The following is a 19,689-nucleotide window of genomic DNA, read 5'->3' on the forward strand; positions in this document are numbered from 1 at the left end:
AAGAACTTTGATCAGATCAGTCGTGCGCGGCACTGGTGCCGCGCTGCCCCGCCGCATCATGAAGAATGCCGATTTCGAAGGCATGGTCGAGACCTCCGACGAGTGGATCGCCCAGCGCACCGGCATCCGCCAGCGCCATATTGCGGCTGACGACGAGACGACCGCGTCGCTGGGCGAGGCCGCCGCGCGCGCCGCCCTCGACAGCGCCGGCCTGACGCCCGCCGACATCGACATCATCGTGTTGGCGACCTCGACACCCAACAACACCTTTCCGGCGACCGCCGTCGAGATCCAGAACCGGCTCGGCATGCATCACGGCTTTGCCTTCGACATGCAGGCGGTGTGCTCGGGCTTCGTCTATGCGGTCACCACCGCCGACCTCTACATCAGAGGCGGTCTGGCCAAGCGCGTGCTGGTTATCGGCGCCGAGACGTTTTCGCGCATCCTCGACTGGAGCGACCGCTCGACGTGTGTCTTGTTCGGCGACGGCGCGGGTGCGTTGGTGCTGGAAGCGGATGAAGGCGCCGGCGGCATTGCCGACCGTGGCGTGCTGGCGATGAGCCTGCGCTCCGACGGCGCCCACAAGGAAAAGCTTTTCGTCGATGGCGGCCCCTCGACCACCGGCACGGTCGGCCATCTCAGGATGGAAGGCCGCGAAGTGTTCAAGCATGCCGTCGGCATGATCACCGACGTCATCGAGGCGACGTTCTCGCAGGCTGGCATCACAGCCGACGACCTCGACTGGTTCGTGCCACATCAGGCCAATAAACGCATTATTGACGCTTCGGCCAAGAAGCTCGGGATTGCCGAACAAAAGGTGGTGGTCACCGTCGATTTGCACGGTAACACCTCGGCTGCTTCCGTGCCGTTGGCGCTTTCGGTGGCGGTCGCCGACGGCCGTATCAAGAAGGGCGACCTCGTGCTCCTGGAAGCGATGGGCGGCGGCTTCACCTGGGGCGCGGTTCTCGTTCGCTGGTAAGTGCCGAACGGTCCGGTTCGGTCCTTGACCTTGACGGATCAATTACTTAGGCTCTGCCTTTGCTTGTACAGATTTATGTTTTTAGAGCTGATGGGACGGTCGCATGGGGGGAAAGACACTTACGCGCGCCGACCTTGCCGAAGCTGTTTACCGGAAGGTCGGCCTGTCGCGCACTGAATCGGCAGAACTCGTCGAAGCGGTACTGGACGAAATCTGCGAGGCCATCGTACGCGGCGAGACGGTGAAGCTGTCGTCCTTCGCCACCTTCCATGTCCGTTCCAAGAATGAACGCATCGGCCGCAATCCCAAGACCGGCGAGGAAGTGCCGATCCTGCCGCGCCGGGTGATGACCTTCAAGTCGTCGAATGTGCTCAAGAGTCGCATCCTGCGCTCGCATCAGAACAGCAAGGCCAAGGGCGGCAAATAAGTCTTCTGCAGCAATTCCAAGAAAAGTGTGACGCGGTTTTCCCGCGAAAGTGCGCAGCGCTTCCCCAGGGAATTTCGTCAAGGATACACAAAGCTTGGTAGTGTCTCGGTTTGAAATCTGAGCCCGCGCTTGTCGCCGTCCGGCTCGAACTCCTATACGCTTAGCGAAAAGCATGGAGGAAATTGGTCGTGAGGTCGACGGTCAGCAAACCTGAGGATGCCGCGACTGCCTTTGCCGATGCTTGGAATCGGCACGATATGGACGATTTCGCAGAGTTATTCGCCGACGATGCAAACTTCGTCAATGTCGTAGGTATGTGGTGGAAGAACCGCGCCGAGATCGAAGGCGCGCACCGCGCGACGCACGAAAGTATGTTTCGTGATAGCCAATTGGACGGCGACGTCTCGTCGGTTGTTGAATTAGCGCCTGGTCTCAATGCCGTTCACTACACATGGACCCTGACCGGCGCATCCGCCCCGGACGGCTCGCCCGCTGGAATCCGAAAAGGCATCCTGCTTCTGATTGTGAAGGAAGAACGGACGGGCTGGCGAATAAAGGTGGCTCAGAACACGGACATTGTTCCGGGAATGATGGCTCCCCCTCCCAACGCAAAGAGATAATCATGCCCGCCGGACCTAAAGGCCAGAAGCGCCCGCCGACGTAATCGGCAACGCCGTCCGCTTCATGCGTATTGCCACTGGCGAGGAAACCGACGACGCACAGGACGACGGCAAGAGCGTCGCCGCCAAAGAGCTTGGCTGGAAGGGCGGTCAGAAGTGCGCCGCCAATATGTCACCAGAGCGGCGCGCCGAGATTGCTAAGAAGGCAGCTGCGAAGCGGTGGGCAAGTAGTCGGCTCGTCCACTTCCACGAGAATTTCCTTGTCCAGTTCCAGTTTGGCTATCAGGCGCTCAATGTCCCGAGCGCCGATCCTGCTACTGACGATGATGCGATAGGTCGCGTCGCGCGACAAAATCCCGTCCTGCAAAATCCGTTCGCCTTCCATGAGAATTGACCCTTTCGCGTGCTGTTGCTTGGCAGGCACTGCCGGGTCTTTCTTCTGCCCGTCCGACTTCTCCAGCCTGGCCCGCTGTTGATCGGAAAGAGGCTTGTCACCCAAACCTTCGGTTGAAAACGGCCCCCGGTTTGACGCCGGGCTTGAATGTTGTTTCATAAACCGCTGAAATAATACCCGATTCGGCAGACTAGGCTGGATCGCCGTCCAGCGTGAGGATTTCGCCCATGGACAAGAGCCCCGACGCTTTCCGCACCATCAGCGAGGTTGCGGAGGATCTCGATCTGCCGCAGCACGTGCTGCGCTTCTGGGAAACCCGTTTCAACCAGATCAAGCCGATGAAGCGCGGCGGCGGCCGCCGCTACTACCGGCCGCAGGATGTCGAACTGATCAAGGGCATCCGCCACATGCTTTATGACCAGGGGTACACGATCAAGGGCGTGCAAAAACTGCTGCGCGAGAACGGCAACCACTTCCTGGTCGCCATCGGCAATGGCGACATGGCGGCCGTCGAGGCGATCTCGCAGCGCAAGCAGGCCGATCAGGTGCCGCTGACGCCGGCCGCCCAGCCGCGCGGCATGGATGACGAGATGCTGGTCGGCCAGCCCAAGGTAAAGCCCAGCCGCCGCTTTTTCGGCCTGGGCAAGACCGAGGAGGAAGGTCCGGTCCAGCCCGGCGCATCGAAACTGTCACGCGACAACCGCGCCTTGCTGCAGGAGGCGCTGTTCGACCTCCTCGAATGCAAGCGTCTGCTCGATCAGGTGCGCTAAGCCTCCAGGCAATTGCCAGAGGCAAGCAAAATCGGAACCGGTTCTGCGGCCATGCGTTTGGCCTTCTCTGAGAAGAAGGAAAACAATCATGGTATCGTTTTCGACCCTCTCCGATGTCGATCTCGAAAAGCAGGTCGCGACCCTTTCCAGGGAGCTCGCCGCCTTGCGCAAAGTCGTGGCCAAACGCGGCGGCGGTTACTACGAGGATGGGCGCGAGGCCGCTGCGGATTACTATGGGCAGCTTGCCGACCGCATCAGTGATGCCATGCCCGCAATCAGGAAGCAGGGCAGGGCGATCGAAAGGACGGCGCGCGACCATCCGGCAACGGCGGCTGCCGTGGGCCTGGTGGTGGTCGGTCTCGTCGCCAGCCTGTTGCTCAGCCGGCGCTAGACGTCGCACGAGAGAAAATGGCGACCGTCCCATAGACGGTCGCCATTTCCTTGATCAGGGGCCGATTACTTGGCGAGCTTGATCTTGCCCTGCGGCGAAACCTGCGCGGTCTGGCTGCACTTGCCATAGACCGTGCCATTCTTGTCGGTGGCGTCGGTATAGGTGCCCTTGCACTCGATGGAGAGCACCAGGCAATGGCCGGAGCCCTTGCAAACTGCGCCGCCGTCGCCGGTGGGATGTGTGCCGTTGGCGAAAGCCGAGGTCGAAACCGAGGCTGAACCGAAGGCCGAGACGACGAAAGCCGCGGCGAGCGTGATGCGCTTGAAGTTGGTCATTGGAGCATTTCCTTATCTGGATGGGATCGCCGTCATGGCGTCCTTCTGGTTGGGGATCGCCTTCCTGGCGTCCATGCAGGGTTAGTGCGGCTTCCAGACCAAAGGTTCATGCGTGGTTCGAATTTTCTTCGCGTCTTTTCGCGGCGTCGATTTTTAGCCCCGCCAACAGCCCGCGCCTGGTGGGAACGGCTGGCATCGATCATGCAGCCGCTCGATTTCGCGGGCGAACGCGGGATTGGTGGCGGTGCCATAGCCGGCGCCGGGTTAGACGACGATCTCGCCGGCGTAGAGACGATGGATCTGTCAGGTGGCGGCAGCAGTCATTGTCGCCATCTTGGCGCCGCGCTTTCTGCCCCACCCCGCTGCGGCTATAACGCCAATCCAAAGATACCGGCGGAGGAGGCGGGGCGTGGTCGCAAACTACATCGACGAGTTCATCATGTTCTGCGTTGGGCTGTGGGTGACAGGCGTTGGCTTTGGAGTGCTCCAAAGTCCTTTTCAGGCTCAGCCGGGTCAGCAGCCGTGGTGGCTGCAGGTGGCGAAGCATTTCAAATGGATGGGACCGCTCTTGATTTTGATCGCGATAGTGCTCGCGGTCGCAGCGCCATCCTAGCGGGTTCCGGCAACACTGAGGCACCCGCGGTGTCCTGCAGGTGGCAACCGCTGTGCTGCCTCGGCCTTGCGCCTGCTACGTCCGTTGGGCTGCGCTGTGGTTGCTCGCCTTCTGGCGCATGGGCGCCATCGAATCCTGCCTTCACCTTGCCACACCCCGCATGGGAAAAACCAATGGGAAGGCGGCCTTGGCGAGGACTCCAGGGCCAGCCTTCCCATCGGGCAAGTCAGCCGGCTCAGGCCTTCTTGGCTTCCATCTTCTTGTGGTGATGGTGGTGGTGATGATGATGGCGGTGATGCTTCTTGTGGTGCTTGTGGTGATGACGATGGTGATGATGCTTCTTCGCCATCGGAGCTGCGTCCGCGCTGCTGGCGCCGATGATCGGCAGCGAGACAGCAAGGGCGAAAGCCAGCCCGAGAGCCGACAGGAGGGACTTCTTCATGACTTCGTTTCCTTTTCTGCGCGGGCTGAATTTGATCGCCACCGAGCAAGATCGGTGACGTGAACCCCGCAGCCGTGACTATCGCCTCCGAATTTTTCGACAGTTTTTCCGGACTGTAGAATTTTGTTTCTGGATTGTGTCTGGCGTCTGCGCAGGTGCAGGAACCGCCTTCACATCGGCGGAACGATGCCGTTGTTGCCGACCACGACCCGGCCTGCGGTCAGCGTGCCGTCGCTGCCACGCTCGGCGTTGACGAACACCACAGCGCCAGGCTGAAGGTCGGCCGGCGTCGCTGGGGCGAAGGTCACCACCGGTGTCGTCTGCGGGATCGCGATCTGCTTTTTCTGGCCATTGTCGTAGGTCAGCGTCACGGTGCGGCCCGCAATCTCGGTAACATCGGCAACCGTGCCGTTCGTCATCCGGCTGTTGGGCTCGAGATCCCACGGACGGTCGCCTTCGCCGGTGCCTTTGAGCGCAGCCGGGAAGATCACCACTTCCAGCGCGCCGCTGCCGCCATCGACCTTTGAAACCGAGGCAATTCCGAGGAAATCGCCTTGCTTGATATCCCCGGCGTCCGCCTTGGTGACGCCGGAAATCTTCCAGCCTTCAGCCAACGCGATGGCGTCGATGCCGCCTTCACGGGTCTTCACCGTCAGCGTCGATCCGGCAAAGGCGGTAACAGTGCCGCGAATGCGCACGGCGTCGGCTGCTTGCGCCTCGACCAGGCTGCCGCCGGCGAGGCTTGAGATCGTGGCGAGCAGGATGGCTGATGTCTTCAATGTCATGGGATCTGATCCTTTTGGGGAAAGCTGGCCAGATGCAGTTGCCAGCGACATCAGGCTAACGCGCGAACGGGCCGAAACCGCTCAATATTTCGGCGTGCAGTCCTTCAAAAGAACTTGATTGGGAGATCGGGGTGGAGACCCCATATGTGCCGGGCGCCAGCGGTGTTGACGCCGGTTCACGATGCCGTGACGGTCGGTTTGGGTCTTGGCAAATCGCCCTTGAGCGGGCATTGTCCCGGCTCTCAGGCAACACCCTACCATTTTGATCCAAAACTCTTTAGCCCCATGGAGTTGCCAATGCCCCAAAATGCAAAACACGAACCCTTTTCCAGGCTGGCGGCCGATGTTGCGCTTGAGCATCCCGGCCTCAAAGCCATCCGGGAAACAAAGGGATACAGTATTGAAGAGCTTTCCCTGACCTGCGGTCTGTCGACCAGCGAGATTGCCGACATAGAAAGCGGCAAGGACATCGATCCGTCGAAACTTCGTCGGATCGCCGCAGCATTGCAATTGCCTGAAACGGCCTTGATCGATGCCCCAGCGCCGACAGCGCCTGTGGAAAATCGGTCCGTTTCATAAATAGCGACGCCAAGGCGTCTCTCAACACAAGCTCGCCATGGTTTGCCCTGGCGAGCTTTTTCATGGTCGAGTGGTTTGGTAGGTGATTGCCCGCCGGATCGAATGGAGGAGAGACACTGGAAATGAGCCTTGAATCCGTGCGTGCCTTTCTGGCTGCCCATGCGCCTGACGTCGAAGTTTTAGTCACCGAAGCCAGTTCGGCGACCGTGGCGCTGGCTGCAGCGGCGCATGGCGTGCAACCGGCGCAGATCGCCAAGACCATCTGCCTGCGCGTCGGCGAGCAGACAATGTTGATCGTGGCCGGCGGCTTGTCGAGGCTCGACAACCGCAAATTCAAGGACCGCTTCGGCGGCAAGCCGCGCATGCTTGACGCCGACGAGGTTGTCGCCGCCACAAGCCACCCCGTCGGCGGCGTCTGTCCGTTCGGCCTGCCGGCGCCGGTGCCGGTCTATTGCGACGTCTCGCTGCGTGCCTTCGATGAGGTGGTGCCCGCGGCCGGCGCCACCAACGCCGCCGTGCGGCTCAGCCCGCAGCGCATGGCAGAGATCGTCAACGCCGAGTGGGTGGATGTGTGCCAGTAGCGAATCGTCGGCTGGCAGAAGATTGGGCGACTCACTATACGTGACGGAATGAACGACGTTTTTGGCCACATCGCCCATGGTGAGAACGAGCCTTGCCATCGCGGCGCGATACCGGTTGCAAGGACTGCTCGCTACCGTCTGTGGCGAACCCCTGCAGATCTTTGGTACCAGAGGCAGAGGTGGCCACTGTGACCGGCTGGCTACGGCTGAAAAACCCGTTTCGATCCAGGCTGCCATCAAGCGTGACCGTCGGACGTCACACCTATGGGGTGAGCCGGAAGAAGGTGCTTGGAGCGTCTGACGCCACTCCGTTGACCCTTGGGGCGTTCTGTTCGGTCGCCGGCAACGTCAGCTTTGAATGTTCCGGGGGAAGTCACGTGCCTTGGGCTGCAACCACTTTTCCGATCCACAGCCGCATGATGGACTCGACCGATCCCAATGCGCATGGCGGCAAACCCGTCGGCATTACCATCGCCAACGATGTCTGGATCGGCCGCGAGGCACTGATCATGCCAGGCGTCCACATCGCGGATGGTGCTATTGTTGCGGCCGGCGCCGTTGTCACCAAGGATGTGCCGCCATATGCGATCGTCGGCGGGGTCCCAGCCAGGCTTATCCGCTATCGGTTTTCGCAGGACGTCATTGCGAAATTGCTGGCGATCCGGTGGTGGGAATGGAGCGACGAGAAGATCAAGCAGGAGGCTGCTTTTCTCACGGGGCCCATCGAGCCTTTCCTGGAGCGACACGCAGCGTGACCTCGTAAGAAACGAACCTTGTTCGCGAGTGGCTGCAATGCGGCTGAGAAATCACGTGGCCACTTTGGGGGAAGCAGCTAACCGCCTGTGTTGTTTGGTCGGAGTGGCCGGATTCGAACCGACGACCCCTTGACCCCCAGTCAAGTGCGCTACCGGGCTGCGCTACACTCCGGACCGCGCAAAGCCATATATTTTCAAGGGTTATGGTGCAAGCGCTAAAACGGCGCGTTGGACCGGAAAAGTCGCCAGGCATCCAGCCTTGTCGGGGCAACGCCAAGACGGTATGGCTCGCCCAATACCGATAAGAAGGATTGCGCGTGGCAAGTTCCTGTTTTTTTCTAGCGGCTGACGCCAAGTATTTCCCGTATGCATGCTTGGCGGCGCGCAGAATTCTGGACGTTTCGGGAGACGCAACGCCAGGCTTCATCCTGCATGTCGGCGCACGTGATTCCGATATGCGTGTTGCTGACCGCCTGCTGAAGAACCGCCTTCGTATAATGGACGTATCGGCGTTGTTTGCGCAGGCCGGGCATACCTTCCGGCCAAGCAATGTCGGCACCTTTGTTCGGCTTTTCGCCGACCAGCTGCCTCAGTTCGCGGACTATGACCGCATCGCCCATATCGATTGCGATGTTCTCTTCAATCGGGATATCGGTGACCTGGTGGGCCAGATTTTGCATGCCCCGCTGTTGGCCGCCCATGACGATTATATGTACTTCCGCCCGGGCTACCGGCAGAAGTTGTCGATGCAGCCGGGAGCGCCCTACTTCAATGCGGGGATCATCGTCTTCAATATGCCGGCGGTGCGTGAACAGGGCCTTTTGCACCGCGCCAGGGACGTGGCCATCGCCGGGCAGATGAACGATCAGAACGCGCTGAACATCGTCTTCGAGGGCAAGTGGCAGACGATGCATCCGAACTGGAATTTGATGTCCAACGATACGAAGGAGTTTCGGTTCGCCCAAGCCTATGCGCGGCATTTCGCGGGTGGCAAGCCGTGGGGGAGCCAGGTCGACGTGGAGCCGGAGGCGCTTGCCGTCTGGCGCGGTCTGGCAAGGGATACGCCCTGGGTCCAGCCCTTCCGGCAGCGCATTCCGTTCGAGCGCGGCGTCATGAGGCGGTTCGCCCGCAGGTTCGACGGCATCATGGGGATGCTGCCGAACAAGGACCGATATCGGCGGCGCGCCCGCTACGATGGCAGCAAGGTGCATAAGATGTATGCCGAGCATGCCGATACGGGGGCGATGGCTGTGCAGTTTTCAGAAAGACTCGGCGGATTCGACTGAGAGCTGGAACGAACATTGACGGCTAGGGAATCAGGCATCGAGTGGTGTGATATGTCACAGAAATCGTGTTTCTTTTTCGCCGCCGACCAGAAATTCTTCCCCTTTGCCTGTCTGGCGGCACGCCGCGTTCTGGATGTCTCCGCCCCCGTCGACGGCTTTATTCTGCACACGGGTATTATTCCCGCCGAAGACCGGATCGTCGGCGAGCGCTTGCTCGGCGGGAGGATCGGCATCATCGACGTAACGAAATTCATGGAAGCGACGAACTTCAATCGTGGAACGCATCCCACCCTTGCAACTTACATCAGGCTGTTCGCCGACCAATTGCCTGAATTCGAGCCATATGACCGTATAGCCTATTCCGACGCAGATGTGCTTTTCAACAGATCGATAGCCGACCTCTGCAACGTCCCGCTCAACGCTCCGCTGCTGGCCTCACATGACGAGCAGACCTATTTCGACGCAAAGTATCGACAGCATCTGCACATGCAGCCCGGGGCGCCGAAGTTCAATGCCGGCGTTCTGGTGTTCAACATGCCGCTGGTCAGGCAAGAGAGGCTACTGGAGCGTACCCGTCAGCTGGCGTCCGAGCAGGTCTATGGCATGGATCAAGGTGCGTTGAACCTGGCTTTCGAGGGCAGGTGGCAGACGATGCATCCGTTCTGGAACGTGATGACCAACTATACCAGCCAGATCCCTTTCAGCAGGTGCTACGCCCGCCACTTCGCATGGGGCAAGCCTTGGGATCGTCCACCGATCGGTGTCGAGGTCGACGCCATGGCAATCTATCGCGATCTGGCGAAAGACACGCCCTGGGCCGGGCGTTTCAGCCGCAGCTGGCCGATCAAGCGAGGCATCATGAAGAACCTCGGACGCAAGTTCGACGCCATCAGCGGCATTTTGCTGGACGACGAGAAGCGCAAACGCAGGGCGCGATTCAACGCCGAAAAGGTCAGCGCCGTTTTTGCCAGCCACGCCGACAATTCGATGCTTGCCGTGCAATACCCCGAGCGGGTTGCCGGCATCGCGAGATAGGTAAAAATTTCTGCAATCCATCGGCAGGGCGGAGTCATCCGAACTCGGCGGCTTTCCCATCGGTTCGGATTGCCGCCTCCGCCCTCAATCCCCGCTGATGCCTGTATTCCAGCGCGATCGCGCCCCAGATCAGGCCAAGCAGCAGGTAGACATGGCGCCAGTGGTCGATGTCGATGAAGGTTCCGAGCCCGATATTGCCGATGAAAGCGACGTAGGCGCAGAGCAGATAGGGTTGCCACGGCCGGTCGCGCAAAAGGATGCGGAAGCCGGCGGCGATCGTCCACAGCGTCAGCGACAGGAATGAGACGAAGCCGAGCCAGCCATAGTCCATCAGCGTCTTCAGCCAGATGTCGTGCGTGTCTTCGCCGAAGATGGTGCCGAACACCAGCGGACCGATGCCGAGCGGATGCTCGAGCGCCATCTGGAAGCCGATCGTGTAGCGGGCGAAACGGCCAAGACGCGCCGTGTCATAGCTCTGTTCCAGCTGGGCGCGGCTGGAAAACATCTCGCTGACGCCCGGCAGCTGCAGGATGACGATCATCGCGACCACCAGCAGCGTGACCGCCGCAATTGTCATGATGACGACGCGCAGCCGGAACTTGCCGCTGTTGCTCTGCAGGAACAGGGCGCCGGTAAGCAGGATGGCCGAGACGGCGAACATGCCCCAGGCGCCGCGCGAGAAGGAAAAGAAGATGCCGGCGGTGATGATCAGCAGCGGCACCGCCAGCAGCGGCATGCGCGCGATCGACCCGGTCAGAAGCAGATAGAGCAGATAGATGCCGGGCAGCACCAGGAACGGCCCGAACACGTTCGGATCCTGGAAGGCGCCCTGGGCGCGGTCGTATCTGGTGAAGATGTCTGCGCCGGGAAAAGCGTGGAAATAGCCGGCAATGCCAAGCAGCGCCGTCACCACCGCCGAGAAGACATAGGCGATGAAGATGAGCCGGTACAGGCTGGGTTGCACCGCCGTCACCGACGAGAAGAACACTGCGGTGAAGGCGAGGAACAGCGACACGGCGAGATAGAGCGGTGTATTGGCGAGATCGGCCATCTGCGTCATCGCAATCATGCCGCCGATGTTCATCGTGATCAGCAGCACCAGCAGCGGCGCGGCAGCGCGCGAAATGCGCAGGCCAAACAGCGCCCACACGCCGATCAGCCCGACCATGAAGAGATCGTAGGGCGCCGGCTCGTCGATGACGAAGCCCGAGAGGAAGACGCCAAAAAACACTGCGCCTGAGGATATCAGTGCGATCAGCTTGGCGTTGACCATCGAAGGCGGCAACGCGCTGACCGCGGCCCGCGGCAGCGGGTTGACCGCCGAATGCGGCGCCTCATGGGAAATCGCGCTCAATAGGCGTTTTCCGTATTGAGCAGCCGCAGCGGCGTCAGGATCAGGATGCGCAAATCGAACAGCATCGACCAGTTCTCGATGTAGTAGAGGTCGTACTCCGTGCGCATGCGGATCTTTTCATTGGTGTCCATCTCGCCGCGCCAGCCATTGATCTGCGCCCAGCCGGTGACGCCGGGCTTGACCTTGTGGCGGGCGAAATAGCCGTCCACCACCTCATTGTAGAGAAGGTTGTGCGACTGCGCGGCGATCGCGTGCGGGCGCGGACCGACCAGCGACAGCGTGCCGAACAGCGAGTTGAAGAACTGCGGCAGTTCGTCGATCGAGCTCTTGCGGATGAAGCGGCCGACGCGGGTGACTCGTGGATCGTTCTTGGTCACCGTCTGCTTGGCGCTCGGGTCCGAGCGGTCGGTGTACATGGAGCGGAATTTATAGACTTCGACAATCTCGTTGTTGAAGCCGTGGCGCTTCTGCTTGAACAGCACAGGCCCCTTGCTGTCGAGCTTGATGGCGATGGCTGTCGCCAGCATCACCGGTGAAAACAGGATGATGCCGATCAGCGAGAAGACGATGTCGAAAGCGCGCTTGGCGACCGAATCCCAGTCGTTGATCGGCCTGTCGAAGATGTCGAGCATCGGCACCGAGCCGATGTAGGAATAGGCGCGCGGGCGAAACTGCAGTGCATTCGAATGCGCTGAGAGCCGGATGTCGACCGGCAGCACCCAGAGCTTCTTGAGCAGCTGCAGAACGCGCGTTTCAGCAGTCAGCGGCAATGACACGATCAGCATGTCGATGCGTGCGATACGGGCGAATTCCATCAGCTCCGAAATGGTGCCGAGCTTGGGATAGCCGGCCACGATCGGCGGCGAGCGCTTGTCGCCGCGGTCATCGAAGATGCCGCAGATGCGGATGTCGTTGTAGGGCTGTTTTTCGACCGAGCGGATCAGCATTTCGGCCGCCTTGCCTCCGCCGACGATGACGGCGCGGCGTTCCATGCGGCCATCGCGCGCCCAGCGCCGGATCAGCATCGACATCACCAGCCTGAGGCCAAACAGCAGAAGCAGGCCGACAACGAACCATGTGCCGAACAGCAGGCGCGAATAGTCCTCCGACATCTTCATGATGAAGGCCGTCAGCGCCATCAGCGCGAACGTGCCTGCCCATACCATCAGCACGCGGCCGAAACTGGAGACCGGCCGCATCAGGGCCGAGATCTGGTAGCAATCGGAGACGTCGAGCAGCATCACGGCCAGGAACGAGGCCGCGGCGATGGTCACCGGATATTGCCAGGCGAGGTAGTTGAAGAAGCCGACAAAATAGATGTAGAGCGCAAGCCCCGACAGGAACAGCAAGGCGAATTCGACGATGCGCAGCACGCCGCTGACCATGACCGGCGACATCGTATCGCGGCGGTATTGCGAGGCGACCTGGCGGGCAACACTGTTCATGCCGCCGGGCGTGGGGCTCTCGGCAGGACCGTCGAATTTGCGCACCGCATCGGCCGAAAAGCGGCGCGTGGGGTCGGTCTCGTTCATCGCGTTTCCCACAAGCTTCCGCCATGACCATAGCGGAATACAGCTAAAAAAATCTTGAGACAACCTGTGGTTTTGGTAGGTAGCCTATTTGCTGAGCGCGGCGAAATAGGCCTTTTCGATGTCGGCAGCCATCACATCGGCGCCGAATCGCGCCTTGAGGGTGGCGGTATCGGGCATGGCGCGCCGATAGGCGTCGAGATCGCGTAGCGCCGCGCCCATCTTGTCGCCGAGTTGGCGGGCGTCAGGACGGATCAGGGCAGGGGATTCCTCGCCGAAGATTTCGGGTATGCCGCCGACGGCGGTGGCGATCATCAGCCTGCCGGCGGCCAGTGTCTCCAGCACGATATAGGGCATGGCTTCCGCGCGCGACGGCACGACCACCAGGTCGGCCAGTGCAAAGGCGTCCCTGGCCGGCATTGGTGGCAGAAAGCGAACCTGTTTTTCGAGCCCCAGCCGTTTCACCTGCGTGTGGTAACGTGGCAGGTCGTCGCCGTCGCCGACCATGACTGCGGTCAAGCGACGCTCGATCTGCGTGCCGGCCAGCGCCAGTGCGTCGATGAAGATGTCCGGGCCTTTGAGGTCGCGCATCATGCCGATGTAGAGCAGGTCAGCCGCATCGGGCAGCGTGGTCACCGGCTCGAACTCGGCGGCGCGCAGCCCGTTATAGACCAGCGTGTTGGGGATCGGCGGCTCGCCGACCTTCCTGCGATAGGTGCGCCGCTCATAGTCGGAGACAAACAGCAGGCAGTCGGTGAAGCGCGCCATGAAGCGCTCCAGCGCGAAGAACAGCTTCCCGGTGGTCGTCGTTTCGTCATAGTGGAGGGAGCCACCATGCGGCGAATAAAGGCGGGCTACGCGAGACCTTGATACCCGCAACAATGAGCCGAACAGACGGGCATAGGCGCCACCTTTGGCGCCGTGCCCATGCAACACGTCCGGCCGCAATTCCTTGATGATTCGATAGGTACGCCAGGCGGAGGCGAGGTCGCCCGGCCCGACATGGCGCTGCATTGGCGTGCGATGGATACCCAGCGCCAGGCTGTCCTTCATCTGGCCGAACAGGCGTTCCTCGAATTCGCCGCCTGTGGTCGAATCGCAGACGATGCCGACGACGTGCCCGGCGGCGAGCTGTGCCTCCGTCAGGTCGCGCACATGCCGGAAGATCCCGCCGACGGGTGAGCGAAAGCAGTGGACGATCCTGAGCTGGTCCGCCACGTTGGTGTCAGAACAGGCGTTCGCGAACGTAAACCGTATCGCCGGGCAGCAAGGGGTCGGAGGTGACCACCCTGCCGGTCATCACCTTGCCGTTGATGTCGCGGGTGATGTCGACGCTTTCCTGGTTGGCGCGTGGCGAGAAGCCGCCGGCAATCGCGATCGCCTTCTGCACGGTCAGGCCCGGCACATAGGAATACTGGCCGGCCGCGCCCACTTCGCCCATGACGAAGATCGGCCGGTAGCGGTCGATCTCGACCGACACATCGGGGTCGCGCAGATAGCCCTGTCGCAGTTTGTCGGCGATCTCTTTTTCCAGCTGCTGGGCCGTGTGACCACGTGCCGGCACGGCGCCGACCAGCGGGAAGGACATGTAGCCGGACTGGTCGACGCTGTAGGTGTTGGTCAGCCCATCCTGCTCGAACACGGTGACGCGGACACGGTCGCCGGCGCCGAGCCGGTAGGGCTGGTCGAGCACTTCGTGGAAAGCCGCCGGCGTCGGCCGGTAGCTGGAGCAGCCGGCGAGCATCGACACGGCCAGCAGAGCGCGAAACAGACCAGCAGCGCTTTTCATGATCGGACACACACCTTCGTCGCTGTGGCCGCCATGACGCGGCGGCAAACCTTAAGGATATGGGTTCGTTATCATCCTGTTAGGGTTAATGGCCGGTAAAGGGACGCGGCCGATTTGGTGGCAATCGACAAAAGCCGAGTAGTTTCATGGCTTTTGTTTGCCTGATGTCAGCAAACCCTAACGGGTGCTTACCGCCATCTTAACGCCTGAGTTACCATAGTTGTTTACGGTACTCTTAGACTCATGTTCCGGAGCAGGAATGCATGTCCGTTCAGTCCGCGGCCGCAGATGTCGATGTCGACCTGAGACAGCTCTTCGCCAGCCTGGCGAGGAACTGGCTGCGCATCCTTGTGGTCACGCTCGTCGTCACCGGTCTCGCCTTCGCCTTCGCCTGGCTTGCCACGCCGCACTACAAGGCGACGACGCAGCTGAAAATCCAGTTGAACGAATCGGCCTATACGCGGCCTGCCGGAACTAATGAAGACGACAAACCTGTGCTCGACGCGGAAGGCGTGGCAACAGAGGTTCAGGTCATTTCCTCGTCCGACATTCTCAATAAGGTGGCTGAAGATCTGGATCTGGGCGACAAGCCGGAGTTCAACGATGCGCTTGGCATGTCGCCGGTAAGCCGGCTTCTGGTCATTGCCGGGCTGAAGAGCGACCCGCAAGAGATTCCGCTCGAAGAGCGCGTGCTGATGAAGTTGCGCGACAAGCTCAACGTCTATGGCGTGGAAAAGACGCGTGCCATCGCCGTCGAATTTTCCTCGGAAGATCCCAAGCTTGCCGCCGACATTCCGAATGCCATTGCCGCCCGCTACCTGGCCTACCAGGCGGATGCAAAGACCAAGTCGAACGCCGCCGCGACCGCCTTCCTGGGACCGGAGATAGAGGATCTGCAGAAGCAGGTGAGGGATGCCGAGGCCAAGGTCGCGGCCTTCCGTTCCGCCCAGTCGGACCTGTTGATGGGCGGCAACAATTCGGTGCTGGCGACACAGCAATTGTCCGAACTGTCGACCGAACTGTCGCGCGTGCGCGCCAACCGCGCTTCGGCCGAGGCTACGGCTGAAAGGGTGCGCCAGGCCTTGCAGAATGGCGGCTCGCTGGACGCCGTACCGGAAGTTCTGTCTTCCGATCTGATTCAGCGGCTGCGCGAGCGTCAGATCGAGCTCAGAACCAACATCGCCGATCTTTCCACAACCTTGCTCGACAACCATCCGCGCCTGCGGGCGCTGAGGTCGCAGCTTGCCGATCTCGACGGTCAGATCCGCGTCGAGGCGCAAAAGATCATGCGCGGGTTGCTGACGCAGGCGCAGACCGCCCAGGCGCGCGAAAACCAGCTCATCTCGGACGTCAACAAGCTTAAGGCGGCGGCGTCGCGGGCCGGCGAGGAACAGGTCCAGCTGGATGCGCTGCAGCGCGAGGCGAATGTCCGGCGCCAGCAGCTTGAATCCTATATGGCGAGTTTCCGCGAAGTGTCCTCGCGCAAGAATTATCTGCCGGTCGATGCCAGCGTGTTTTCCGAGGCGCGCGTGCCGTCCGAACCCTATTTCCCCAAACTCGTCCCGATCGTCGGCGCCGCCTTCGTCGGCTCGCTGCTGCTGATGTCGATCATCACGCTTCTGCAGGAGCTGTTTTCGGGCCGCGCCATGCGTCCGGCCCCCGGCGCCCGCTTGGAGCGCATCGAACAGGTTGCGATGCCAGCCGCGTCGGTGCCGGCTGTTGAGCCGGCGACGGTTGCGGTCGAAGAGGCGGAAGATCGGCCGGCGGACATGGAAGCCGAACTGGAGCCGAAGGCGGCTCCCGGGTCGACTCCCACAGCGCTGGAAGAAGCTGTGGTCGCTGACGCCGAACCCGAACCGGTACGCTCCAGCCTTGGCGAGATCGATGTCGAGAAGGCGGCGGAAAAGCTGATCGCCAGCGGCGCTGCGCGCGCCATCTTCGTGTCGCCTGAAGGCGACGAGGCCGCGGCCTCGGCCGTGCTGGTGGCGCGCGAAGTCTCCGACGCCGGCCTGCGCGTGCTGTTGCTCGACCTGACTGCATCGGGCGCTGCCTCGCGACCGATGCTGGACAGCGGGCTGTTCCCCGGCATCACCAATCTGCTGGCTTCGGAAGCGCAGTTCAGCGAAGTCATCCACGCCGACCTCTATTCCGACTGCCATGTCGTTCCCGTCGGCACCGCCGATCCGGTCCGCGCCATGCGCGCCTCCGACCGGCTGCCGATCATCATGCAGTCGCTGACCACGGCCTATGATCTGGTGATTGTCGAATGCGGACCAGCCGATGCGCACGGCATCGGCCGACTCGTCGGCGACAGCACCGAGGTCTTCCTCTCCATGCTGCAAGCGGACGATGAGGTGGCGCAGGCCGCCGTCAAGCTGATCGAAAGCGGCTATCCCGATCTCACTCTGGTGACGCCGGTAGGCCATGAGACGCCGGGAAACCCCGTGCCGGGACGACGTAGCGCCGCCTGAGACATCAGACACTTCTACTTAGGCGGCGCCCACCAGTTTCTTGCAGAGTCGATCGACCATCGCGCGTCGGTTCACAAAACCGAGCTCTCAGTCGCACGTCTTGAAGAAACGCAAACGCCTGGCCAAGCATGTCAGGCTGCGCCGATCTACCCCAACTCCAGGGTCGTCACACCAAATATTCGGCGAGGGTCGACCTTCGGAGGCGGGCCTTTGTACATGCGGGTGGTGGTGAAGGTCGGCCTGAAACCAATCGCTGCAAGCGCCGTAGTGAAATCCATATTGTCGGCTGGAACGTCGATATGCAGGTCACCGCCTTCGCAGGCTCCAGCCAGGCCGTCCAGGAGTTGCATCGCGGTCTCGGTATCGTCGGCAAACAGCGGGCCGATCTTGTAACCTGAACGGCACGGACGAACCACGGCGTAACCTTTGGTGCCGAGTGAACTGATTGCGGCGAACCCGCAATGCGGTGGTTGCGCCCAACGGTGTAGGAAGGCTCGCCGAGGTGCGGGAAAACAGCGGGCGTCGTAGGCGATGATGTCGGGCATGAGTTGTGTGGTTATCGTGCGCACCCCTTCGCTTCGGACGGGCGGGGTCGCGATACGGCCGCTGAAGCGGATGGTTTCGTAAGCTGGCCTGAATCCCCTACGCCGGTAGTTGGCCAACTGCGCCGCGACGCCGTCGAGCCCGACTGTTCGGCCGGCCAGCCTGGCCATGCCGGCGCTCCAGACCGCTTTGCCATGGCCTTGGCCGCGCATGTCTGGTCGGCAGATGTAGAGACCGATGAAACCGAAATTGCCGCCATAGGCGACAGCCGAGATGGCGGCGATCATCTCGTTGCCGACAAAGGCGCCGATGAAGCCTTCAGGGTCGGTCGGCTGAAATGCGGCGGCATCGTCAAGGCCAGGGTTCCACCCTTCAGCTGCCGCCCAGTCGATGAGAACGGCCAGTTCTTGTAGTGACAACGCACGGATGGTCGGCTTCATGGCTCACTCTGCGGCGATAGTCCAGGCGAGAAGAATTTCAGCATACCGCGATAGGACTTGGCCAGCGGGCTGGCATAGGCACCGCGCTTCGAGGTCGACAGCCCCAATGCGATCAGCACCTCGGCCTGCTTGATCGCCGCGCCGACGCCGTCGATGACCGGCAGGTCGAACTCCTCCTTCAATTGGTAGGCCAGGTCGGCCATGCCGGCGCAGCCCAGTACGATGGCCTCCGCTCGGTCCTCCTCAATGGCACGGGCAATCTCGCCGCGCAGTTTCTCGACGGCGCCCGACGCCGGATCCTCAAGGGCAAGGACCGCAATGTCGGCGGCGCGTACACGGGCGCGCCCGGACATGCCGTAGCGCTGCACCAGCCCCTCGACAGGGACACGCGAGCGTTCGGTCGTCGTTACGACTGTGAAGCGCTGGGCAATGTACGAGGCGACACTGAGTGCGGCCTCACAGATGCCGATGACCGGAATGGAGGCCATGGCGCGTGCGGCGTCCAGGCCGGTATCGTCGAAGCAGGCGATGATGGCCGCCTGCGCACCGGCACGTTCGCCGGCGGCGATCTCCAGCAAAAGGCCGGGCACGGCCAATGCTTCGTCATAATAGCCCTCGATCGAGGCCGGCCCCATCGAGGAGGTGACCGCGATCACCTCTGTCCGCGCGCCGGCAACGCCGCGCGCCGCCGCGGCGATCGTCTCGGTCATGCTCGCCGTCGTGTTGGGGTTCACCACCAGTATCTGCACAATCAAGCCCTGGCCCGCCTGCGGCCGACATAGAGGATGGCGCCCAGTGTGGCCAGGATCACCAGGAAGGAGAACACGGTGGTCACCGTGCCCAGTGCGTAGAGCACCGGCGTCGTGACATTGGTGGTCATGGCGTAGATCTCGAGCGGTAGCGTGTTGAAGGTGCCCGACGTCATCAGCGTGCGGGCGAACTCGTCATAGGACAGCGTGAAGCCGAACAGGCCGACGCCAATGAGGCTCGGCGCGATCATTGGCAGCACGACATGGGCGAAGGTCTGCCAGGAGTTGGCGCCCAGGTCACGCGCGGCTTCCTCATAGGCGGGCGAGAAGCGGTTGAAGACGGCGAACATGATGAGCACGCCGAAGGGCAAGGTCCAGGTGAGGTGCGCGCCGAAGGCTGACGTGTACCAGGCCGGGCGAAAGCCGACCTGCTGGAAGACGACGCCGATGCCCAATGAAATGATGATCGAGGGTACGACGAGGCTGGCGACCGCCAGGTAGAACAGCGCGGTGGCGCCACGAAATTTTTGCCGGAAAGCGAGCCCTGCCAGCAGCGACACGACGACGGTGACGGTCATCACCATCAGGCCGAGCACCAGCGAGCGCTTGAAGCTGCCGCCGAAATCGCCGACCGCCTGGCGTTCGAACAGATTGGCGAACCAGTGCAGCGATACGCCATTGAGCGGGAAGGTGAGGCCGCCGGTCTCGCCTTGGAAAGAAAGGATCAGGATCGCCGACAGCGGGCCATAGAGGAACAGGACGAACAGAGTGAAGAAGGCGGCAAGCACATAGAATTCGAGGGTGCGTTTTTCGTGGCTCACC

At 61.7% G+C, this 19,689-nt stretch carries 23 protein-coding genes and 1 tRNA gene; 13 read left to right on the forward strand and 11 right to left on the reverse strand.

Going from position 1 to position 19,689, the window contains the following annotated elements; all coding sequences use genetic code 11:
* Positions 1-7: 7 nt before the first annotated feature.
* The 6 genes from ACWGTO_RS17425 (at position 8) to ACWGTO_RS17450 (ending at position 3,581) form a co-directional block, all read left to right on the forward strand.
* Positions 8-979, forward strand: a complete 972-nt coding sequence (locus tag ACWGTO_RS17425) for a beta-ketoacyl-ACP synthase III (protein WP_454576056.1) — start codon at positions 8-10, stop codon at positions 977-979.
* Positions 980-1,082: 103 nt separating this feature from the next.
* Complete coding sequence (locus ACWGTO_RS17430; protein ID WP_006201891.1) at positions 1,083-1,406, forward strand: integration host factor subunit alpha; 324 nt, start codon at positions 1,083-1,085, stop codon at positions 1,404-1,406.
* Between the two features lie 188 nt (positions 1,407-1,594).
* Complete coding sequence (locus ACWGTO_RS17435; protein WP_454576057.1) at positions 1,595-2,026, forward strand: SgcJ/EcaC family oxidoreductase; 432 nt, start codon at positions 1,595-1,597, stop codon at positions 2,024-2,026.
* A gap of 64 nt (positions 2,027-2,090) precedes the next feature.
* A complete protein-coding gene (locus ACWGTO_RS17440; protein ID WP_454576058.1) occupies positions 2,091-2,420 on the forward strand; it encodes a hypothetical protein in 330 nt (109 codons plus the stop codon).
* A 227-nt stretch (positions 2,421-2,647) separates the two neighbouring features.
* The gene (locus ACWGTO_RS17445) at positions 2,648-3,190 is read left to right on the forward strand and encodes a MerR family transcriptional regulator (protein WP_142868005.1); all 543 of its coding nucleotides are present in this window, start codon (positions 2,648-2,650) and stop codon (positions 3,188-3,190) included.
* Between the two features lie 88 nt (positions 3,191-3,278).
* Positions 3,279-3,581: a hypothetical protein gene (locus ACWGTO_RS17450; RefSeq protein ID WP_454576059.1), complete on the forward strand. Its 303-nt coding sequence runs from the start codon at positions 3,279-3,281 to the stop codon at positions 3,579-3,581.
* Between the two features lie 65 nt (positions 3,582-3,646).
* Here ACWGTO_RS17450 and ACWGTO_RS17455 read toward each other — a convergent pair whose 3' ends face one another.
* Positions 3,647-3,916 (reverse strand): hypothetical protein, encoded by a 270-nt coding sequence (locus tag ACWGTO_RS17455; RefSeq protein ID WP_235984482.1) that lies wholly within the window; start codon positions 3,914-3,916, stop codon positions 3,647-3,649.
* Between the two features lie 409 nt (positions 3,917-4,325).
* Between ACWGTO_RS17455 and ACWGTO_RS17460 the strand changes: the two genes are divergently transcribed.
* Entirely contained in the window at positions 4,326-4,529 is a 204-nt protein-coding gene (locus ACWGTO_RS17460) for a hypothetical protein (protein WP_454576060.1), read from the forward strand.
* A gap of 235 nt (positions 4,530-4,764) precedes the next feature.
* Here the strand turns inward: ACWGTO_RS17460 and ACWGTO_RS17465 are convergent, their stop codons facing one another.
* Together ACWGTO_RS17465 and ACWGTO_RS17470 are read right to left on the reverse strand one after the other, a co-directional pair.
* Positions 4,765-4,971, reverse strand: coding sequence for a hypothetical protein (locus ACWGTO_RS17465; protein WP_454576061.1), 207 nt, complete (start codon positions 4,969-4,971; stop codon positions 4,765-4,767).
* Positions 4,972-5,141: 170 nt separating this feature from the next.
* Entirely contained in the window at positions 5,142-5,756 is a 615-nt protein-coding gene (locus tag ACWGTO_RS17470) for a hypothetical protein (protein WP_454576062.1), read from the reverse strand.
* A gap of 144 nt (positions 5,757-5,900) precedes the next feature.
* Between ACWGTO_RS17470 and ACWGTO_RS17475 the strand changes: the two genes are divergently transcribed.
* The 3 genes from ACWGTO_RS17475 (at position 5,901) to ACWGTO_RS17485 (ending at position 7,671) form a co-directional block, all read left to right on the forward strand.
* Positions 5,901-6,335 (forward strand): helix-turn-helix domain-containing protein, encoded by a 435-nt coding sequence (locus ACWGTO_RS17475; RefSeq protein ID WP_454576063.1) that lies wholly within the window; start codon positions 5,901-5,903, stop codon positions 6,333-6,335.
* Positions 6,336-6,457: 122 nt separating this feature from the next.
* A complete protein-coding gene (locus ACWGTO_RS17480; RefSeq protein ID WP_454576064.1) occupies positions 6,458-6,916 on the forward strand; it encodes a YbaK/EbsC family protein in 459 nt (152 codons plus the stop codon).
* Positions 6,917-7,293: 377 nt separating this feature from the next.
* Positions 7,294-7,671 (forward strand): CatB-related O-acetyltransferase, encoded by a 378-nt coding sequence (locus ACWGTO_RS17485; RefSeq protein ID WP_454576065.1) that lies wholly within the window; start codon positions 7,294-7,296, stop codon positions 7,669-7,671.
* Between the two features lie 95 nt (positions 7,672-7,766).
* Here the strand turns inward: ACWGTO_RS17485 and ACWGTO_RS17490 are convergent.
* A tRNA-Pro gene (locus ACWGTO_RS17490) sits at positions 7,767-7,843 on the reverse strand.
* Between the two features lie 145 nt (positions 7,844-7,988).
* Here ACWGTO_RS17490 and ACWGTO_RS17495 point away from each other — a divergent pair.
* Entirely contained in the window at positions 7,989-8,957 is a 969-nt protein-coding gene (locus ACWGTO_RS17495) for a glycosyltransferase family 8 protein (RefSeq protein ID WP_454576066.1), read from the forward strand.
* Positions 8,958-9,008: 51 nt separating this feature from the next.
* Entirely contained in the window at positions 9,009-9,992 is a 984-nt protein-coding gene (locus tag ACWGTO_RS17500) for a glycosyltransferase family 8 protein (RefSeq protein WP_454576067.1), read from the forward strand.
* Positions 9,993-10,026: 34 nt separating this feature from the next.
* Here ACWGTO_RS17500 and ACWGTO_RS17505 read toward each other — a convergent pair whose 3' ends face one another.
* The 4 genes from ACWGTO_RS17505 to ACWGTO_RS17520 form a co-directional block, all read right to left on the reverse strand.
* Positions 10,027-11,265 (reverse strand): O-antigen ligase family protein, encoded by a 1,239-nt coding sequence (locus tag ACWGTO_RS17505; RefSeq protein ID WP_454576268.1) that lies wholly within the window; start codon positions 11,263-11,265, stop codon positions 10,027-10,029.
* Positions 11,266-11,342: 77 nt separating this feature from the next.
* Positions 11,343-12,878 (reverse strand): undecaprenyl-phosphate glucose phosphotransferase, encoded by a 1,536-nt coding sequence (locus ACWGTO_RS17510; protein ID WP_454576068.1) that lies wholly within the window; start codon positions 12,876-12,878, stop codon positions 11,343-11,345.
* Positions 12,879-12,962: 84 nt separating this feature from the next.
* Positions 12,963-14,093: a glycosyltransferase gene (locus ACWGTO_RS17515; protein WP_454576069.1), complete on the reverse strand. Its 1,131-nt coding sequence runs from the start codon at positions 14,091-14,093 to the stop codon at positions 12,963-12,965.
* 7 nt (positions 14,094-14,100) lie between these two features.
* Entirely contained in the window at positions 14,101-14,664 is a 564-nt protein-coding gene (locus ACWGTO_RS17520; protein ID WP_112561792.1) for a polysaccharide biosynthesis/export family protein, read from the reverse strand.
* 263 nt (positions 14,665-14,927) lie between these two features.
* On the opposite strand from ACWGTO_RS17520, the gene ACWGTO_RS17525 reads away from it, so the two are divergent.
* The gene (locus ACWGTO_RS17525) at positions 14,928-17,135 is read left to right on the forward strand and encodes a GumC family protein (protein WP_454576070.1); all 2,208 of its coding nucleotides are present in this window, start codon (positions 14,928-14,930) and stop codon (positions 17,133-17,135) included.
* Positions 17,136-17,281: 146 nt separating this feature from the next.
* Here ACWGTO_RS17525 and ACWGTO_RS17530 read toward each other — a convergent pair whose 3' ends face one another.
* Genes ACWGTO_RS17530 through ACWGTO_RS17540 form a run of 3 tightly spaced genes read right to left on the reverse strand, consistent with a single transcriptional unit; the run spans position 17,282 to position 19,688 of the window.
* Positions 17,282-18,118 (reverse strand): GNAT family N-acetyltransferase, encoded by an 837-nt coding sequence (locus tag ACWGTO_RS17530; RefSeq protein ID WP_454576071.1) that lies wholly within the window; start codon positions 18,116-18,118, stop codon positions 17,282-17,284.
* The gene (locus ACWGTO_RS17535) at positions 18,115-18,867 is read right to left on the reverse strand and encodes an aspartate/glutamate racemase family protein (protein WP_454576269.1); all 753 of its coding nucleotides are present in this window, start codon (positions 18,865-18,867) and stop codon (positions 18,115-18,117) included. The genes ACWGTO_RS17530 and ACWGTO_RS17535 overlap by 4 nt, the downstream gene beginning before the upstream one ends.
* Positions 18,868-18,869: 2 nt before the next feature.
* A complete protein-coding gene (locus ACWGTO_RS17540) occupies positions 18,870-19,688 on the reverse strand; it encodes an ABC transporter permease (protein WP_454576072.1) in 819 nt (272 codons plus the stop codon).
* Position 19,689: the final 1 nt, after the last annotated feature.

Source organism: Mesorhizobium sp. PL10 (assembly GCF_053714315.1).

Excerpts from the sequence above, each read along its gene's own strand:
- ACWGTO_RS17525 (WP_454576070.1), top strand. The coding sequence starts at position 14,928 with ATGTCCGTTCAGTCCGCGGCCGCAGATGTCGATGTCGACCTGAGACAG.
- ACWGTO_RS17445 (WP_142868005.1), top strand. The coding sequence starts at position 2,648 with ATGGACAAGAGCCCCGACGCTTTCCGCACCATCAGCGAGGTTGCGGAG.
- ACWGTO_RS17455 (WP_235984482.1), bottom strand. The coding sequence starts at position 3,916 with ATGACCAACTTCAAGCGCATCACGCTCGCCGCGGCTTTCGTCGTCTCG.
- ACWGTO_RS17430 (WP_006201891.1), top strand. The coding sequence starts at position 1,083 with ATGGGGGGAAAGACACTTACGCGCGCCGACCTTGCCGAAGCTGTTTAC.
- ACWGTO_RS17510 (WP_454576068.1), bottom strand. The coding sequence starts at position 12,878 with ATGAACGAGACCGACCCCACGCGCCGCTTTTCGGCCGATGCGGTGCGC.
- ACWGTO_RS17480 (WP_454576064.1), top strand. The coding sequence starts at position 6,458 with ATGAGCCTTGAATCCGTGCGTGCCTTTCTGGCTGCCCATGCGCCTGAC.
- ACWGTO_RS17470 (WP_454576062.1), bottom strand. The coding sequence starts at position 5,756 with ATGACATTGAAGACATCAGCCATCCTGCTCGCCACGATCTCAAGCCTC.
- ACWGTO_RS17475 (WP_454576063.1), top strand. The coding sequence starts at position 5,901 with ATGTGCCGGGCGCCAGCGGTGTTGACGCCGGTTCACGATGCCGTGACG.
- ACWGTO_RS17440 (WP_454576058.1), top strand. The coding sequence starts at position 2,091 with ATGCGTATTGCCACTGGCGAGGAAACCGACGACGCACAGGACGACGGC.
- ACWGTO_RS17500 (WP_454576067.1), top strand. The coding sequence starts at position 9,009 with ATGTCACAGAAATCGTGTTTCTTTTTCGCCGCCGACCAGAAATTCTTC.
- ACWGTO_RS17505 (WP_454576268.1), bottom strand. The coding sequence starts at position 11,265 with ATGGTCAACGCCAAGCTGATCGCACTGATATCCTCAGGCGCAGTGTTT.
- ACWGTO_RS17520 (WP_112561792.1), bottom strand. The coding sequence starts at position 14,664 with ATGAAAAGCGCTGCTGGTCTGTTTCGCGCTCTGCTGGCCGTGTCGATG.
- ACWGTO_RS17530 (WP_454576071.1), bottom strand. The coding sequence starts at position 18,118 with ATGAAGCCGACCATCCGTGCGTTGTCACTACAAGAACTGGCCGTTCTC.
- ACWGTO_RS17465 (WP_454576061.1), bottom strand. The coding sequence starts at position 4,971 with ATGAAGAAGTCCCTCCTGTCGGCTCTCGGGCTGGCTTTCGCCCTTGCT.
- ACWGTO_RS17450 (WP_454576059.1), top strand. The coding sequence starts at position 3,279 with ATGGTATCGTTTTCGACCCTCTCCGATGTCGATCTCGAAAAGCAGGTC.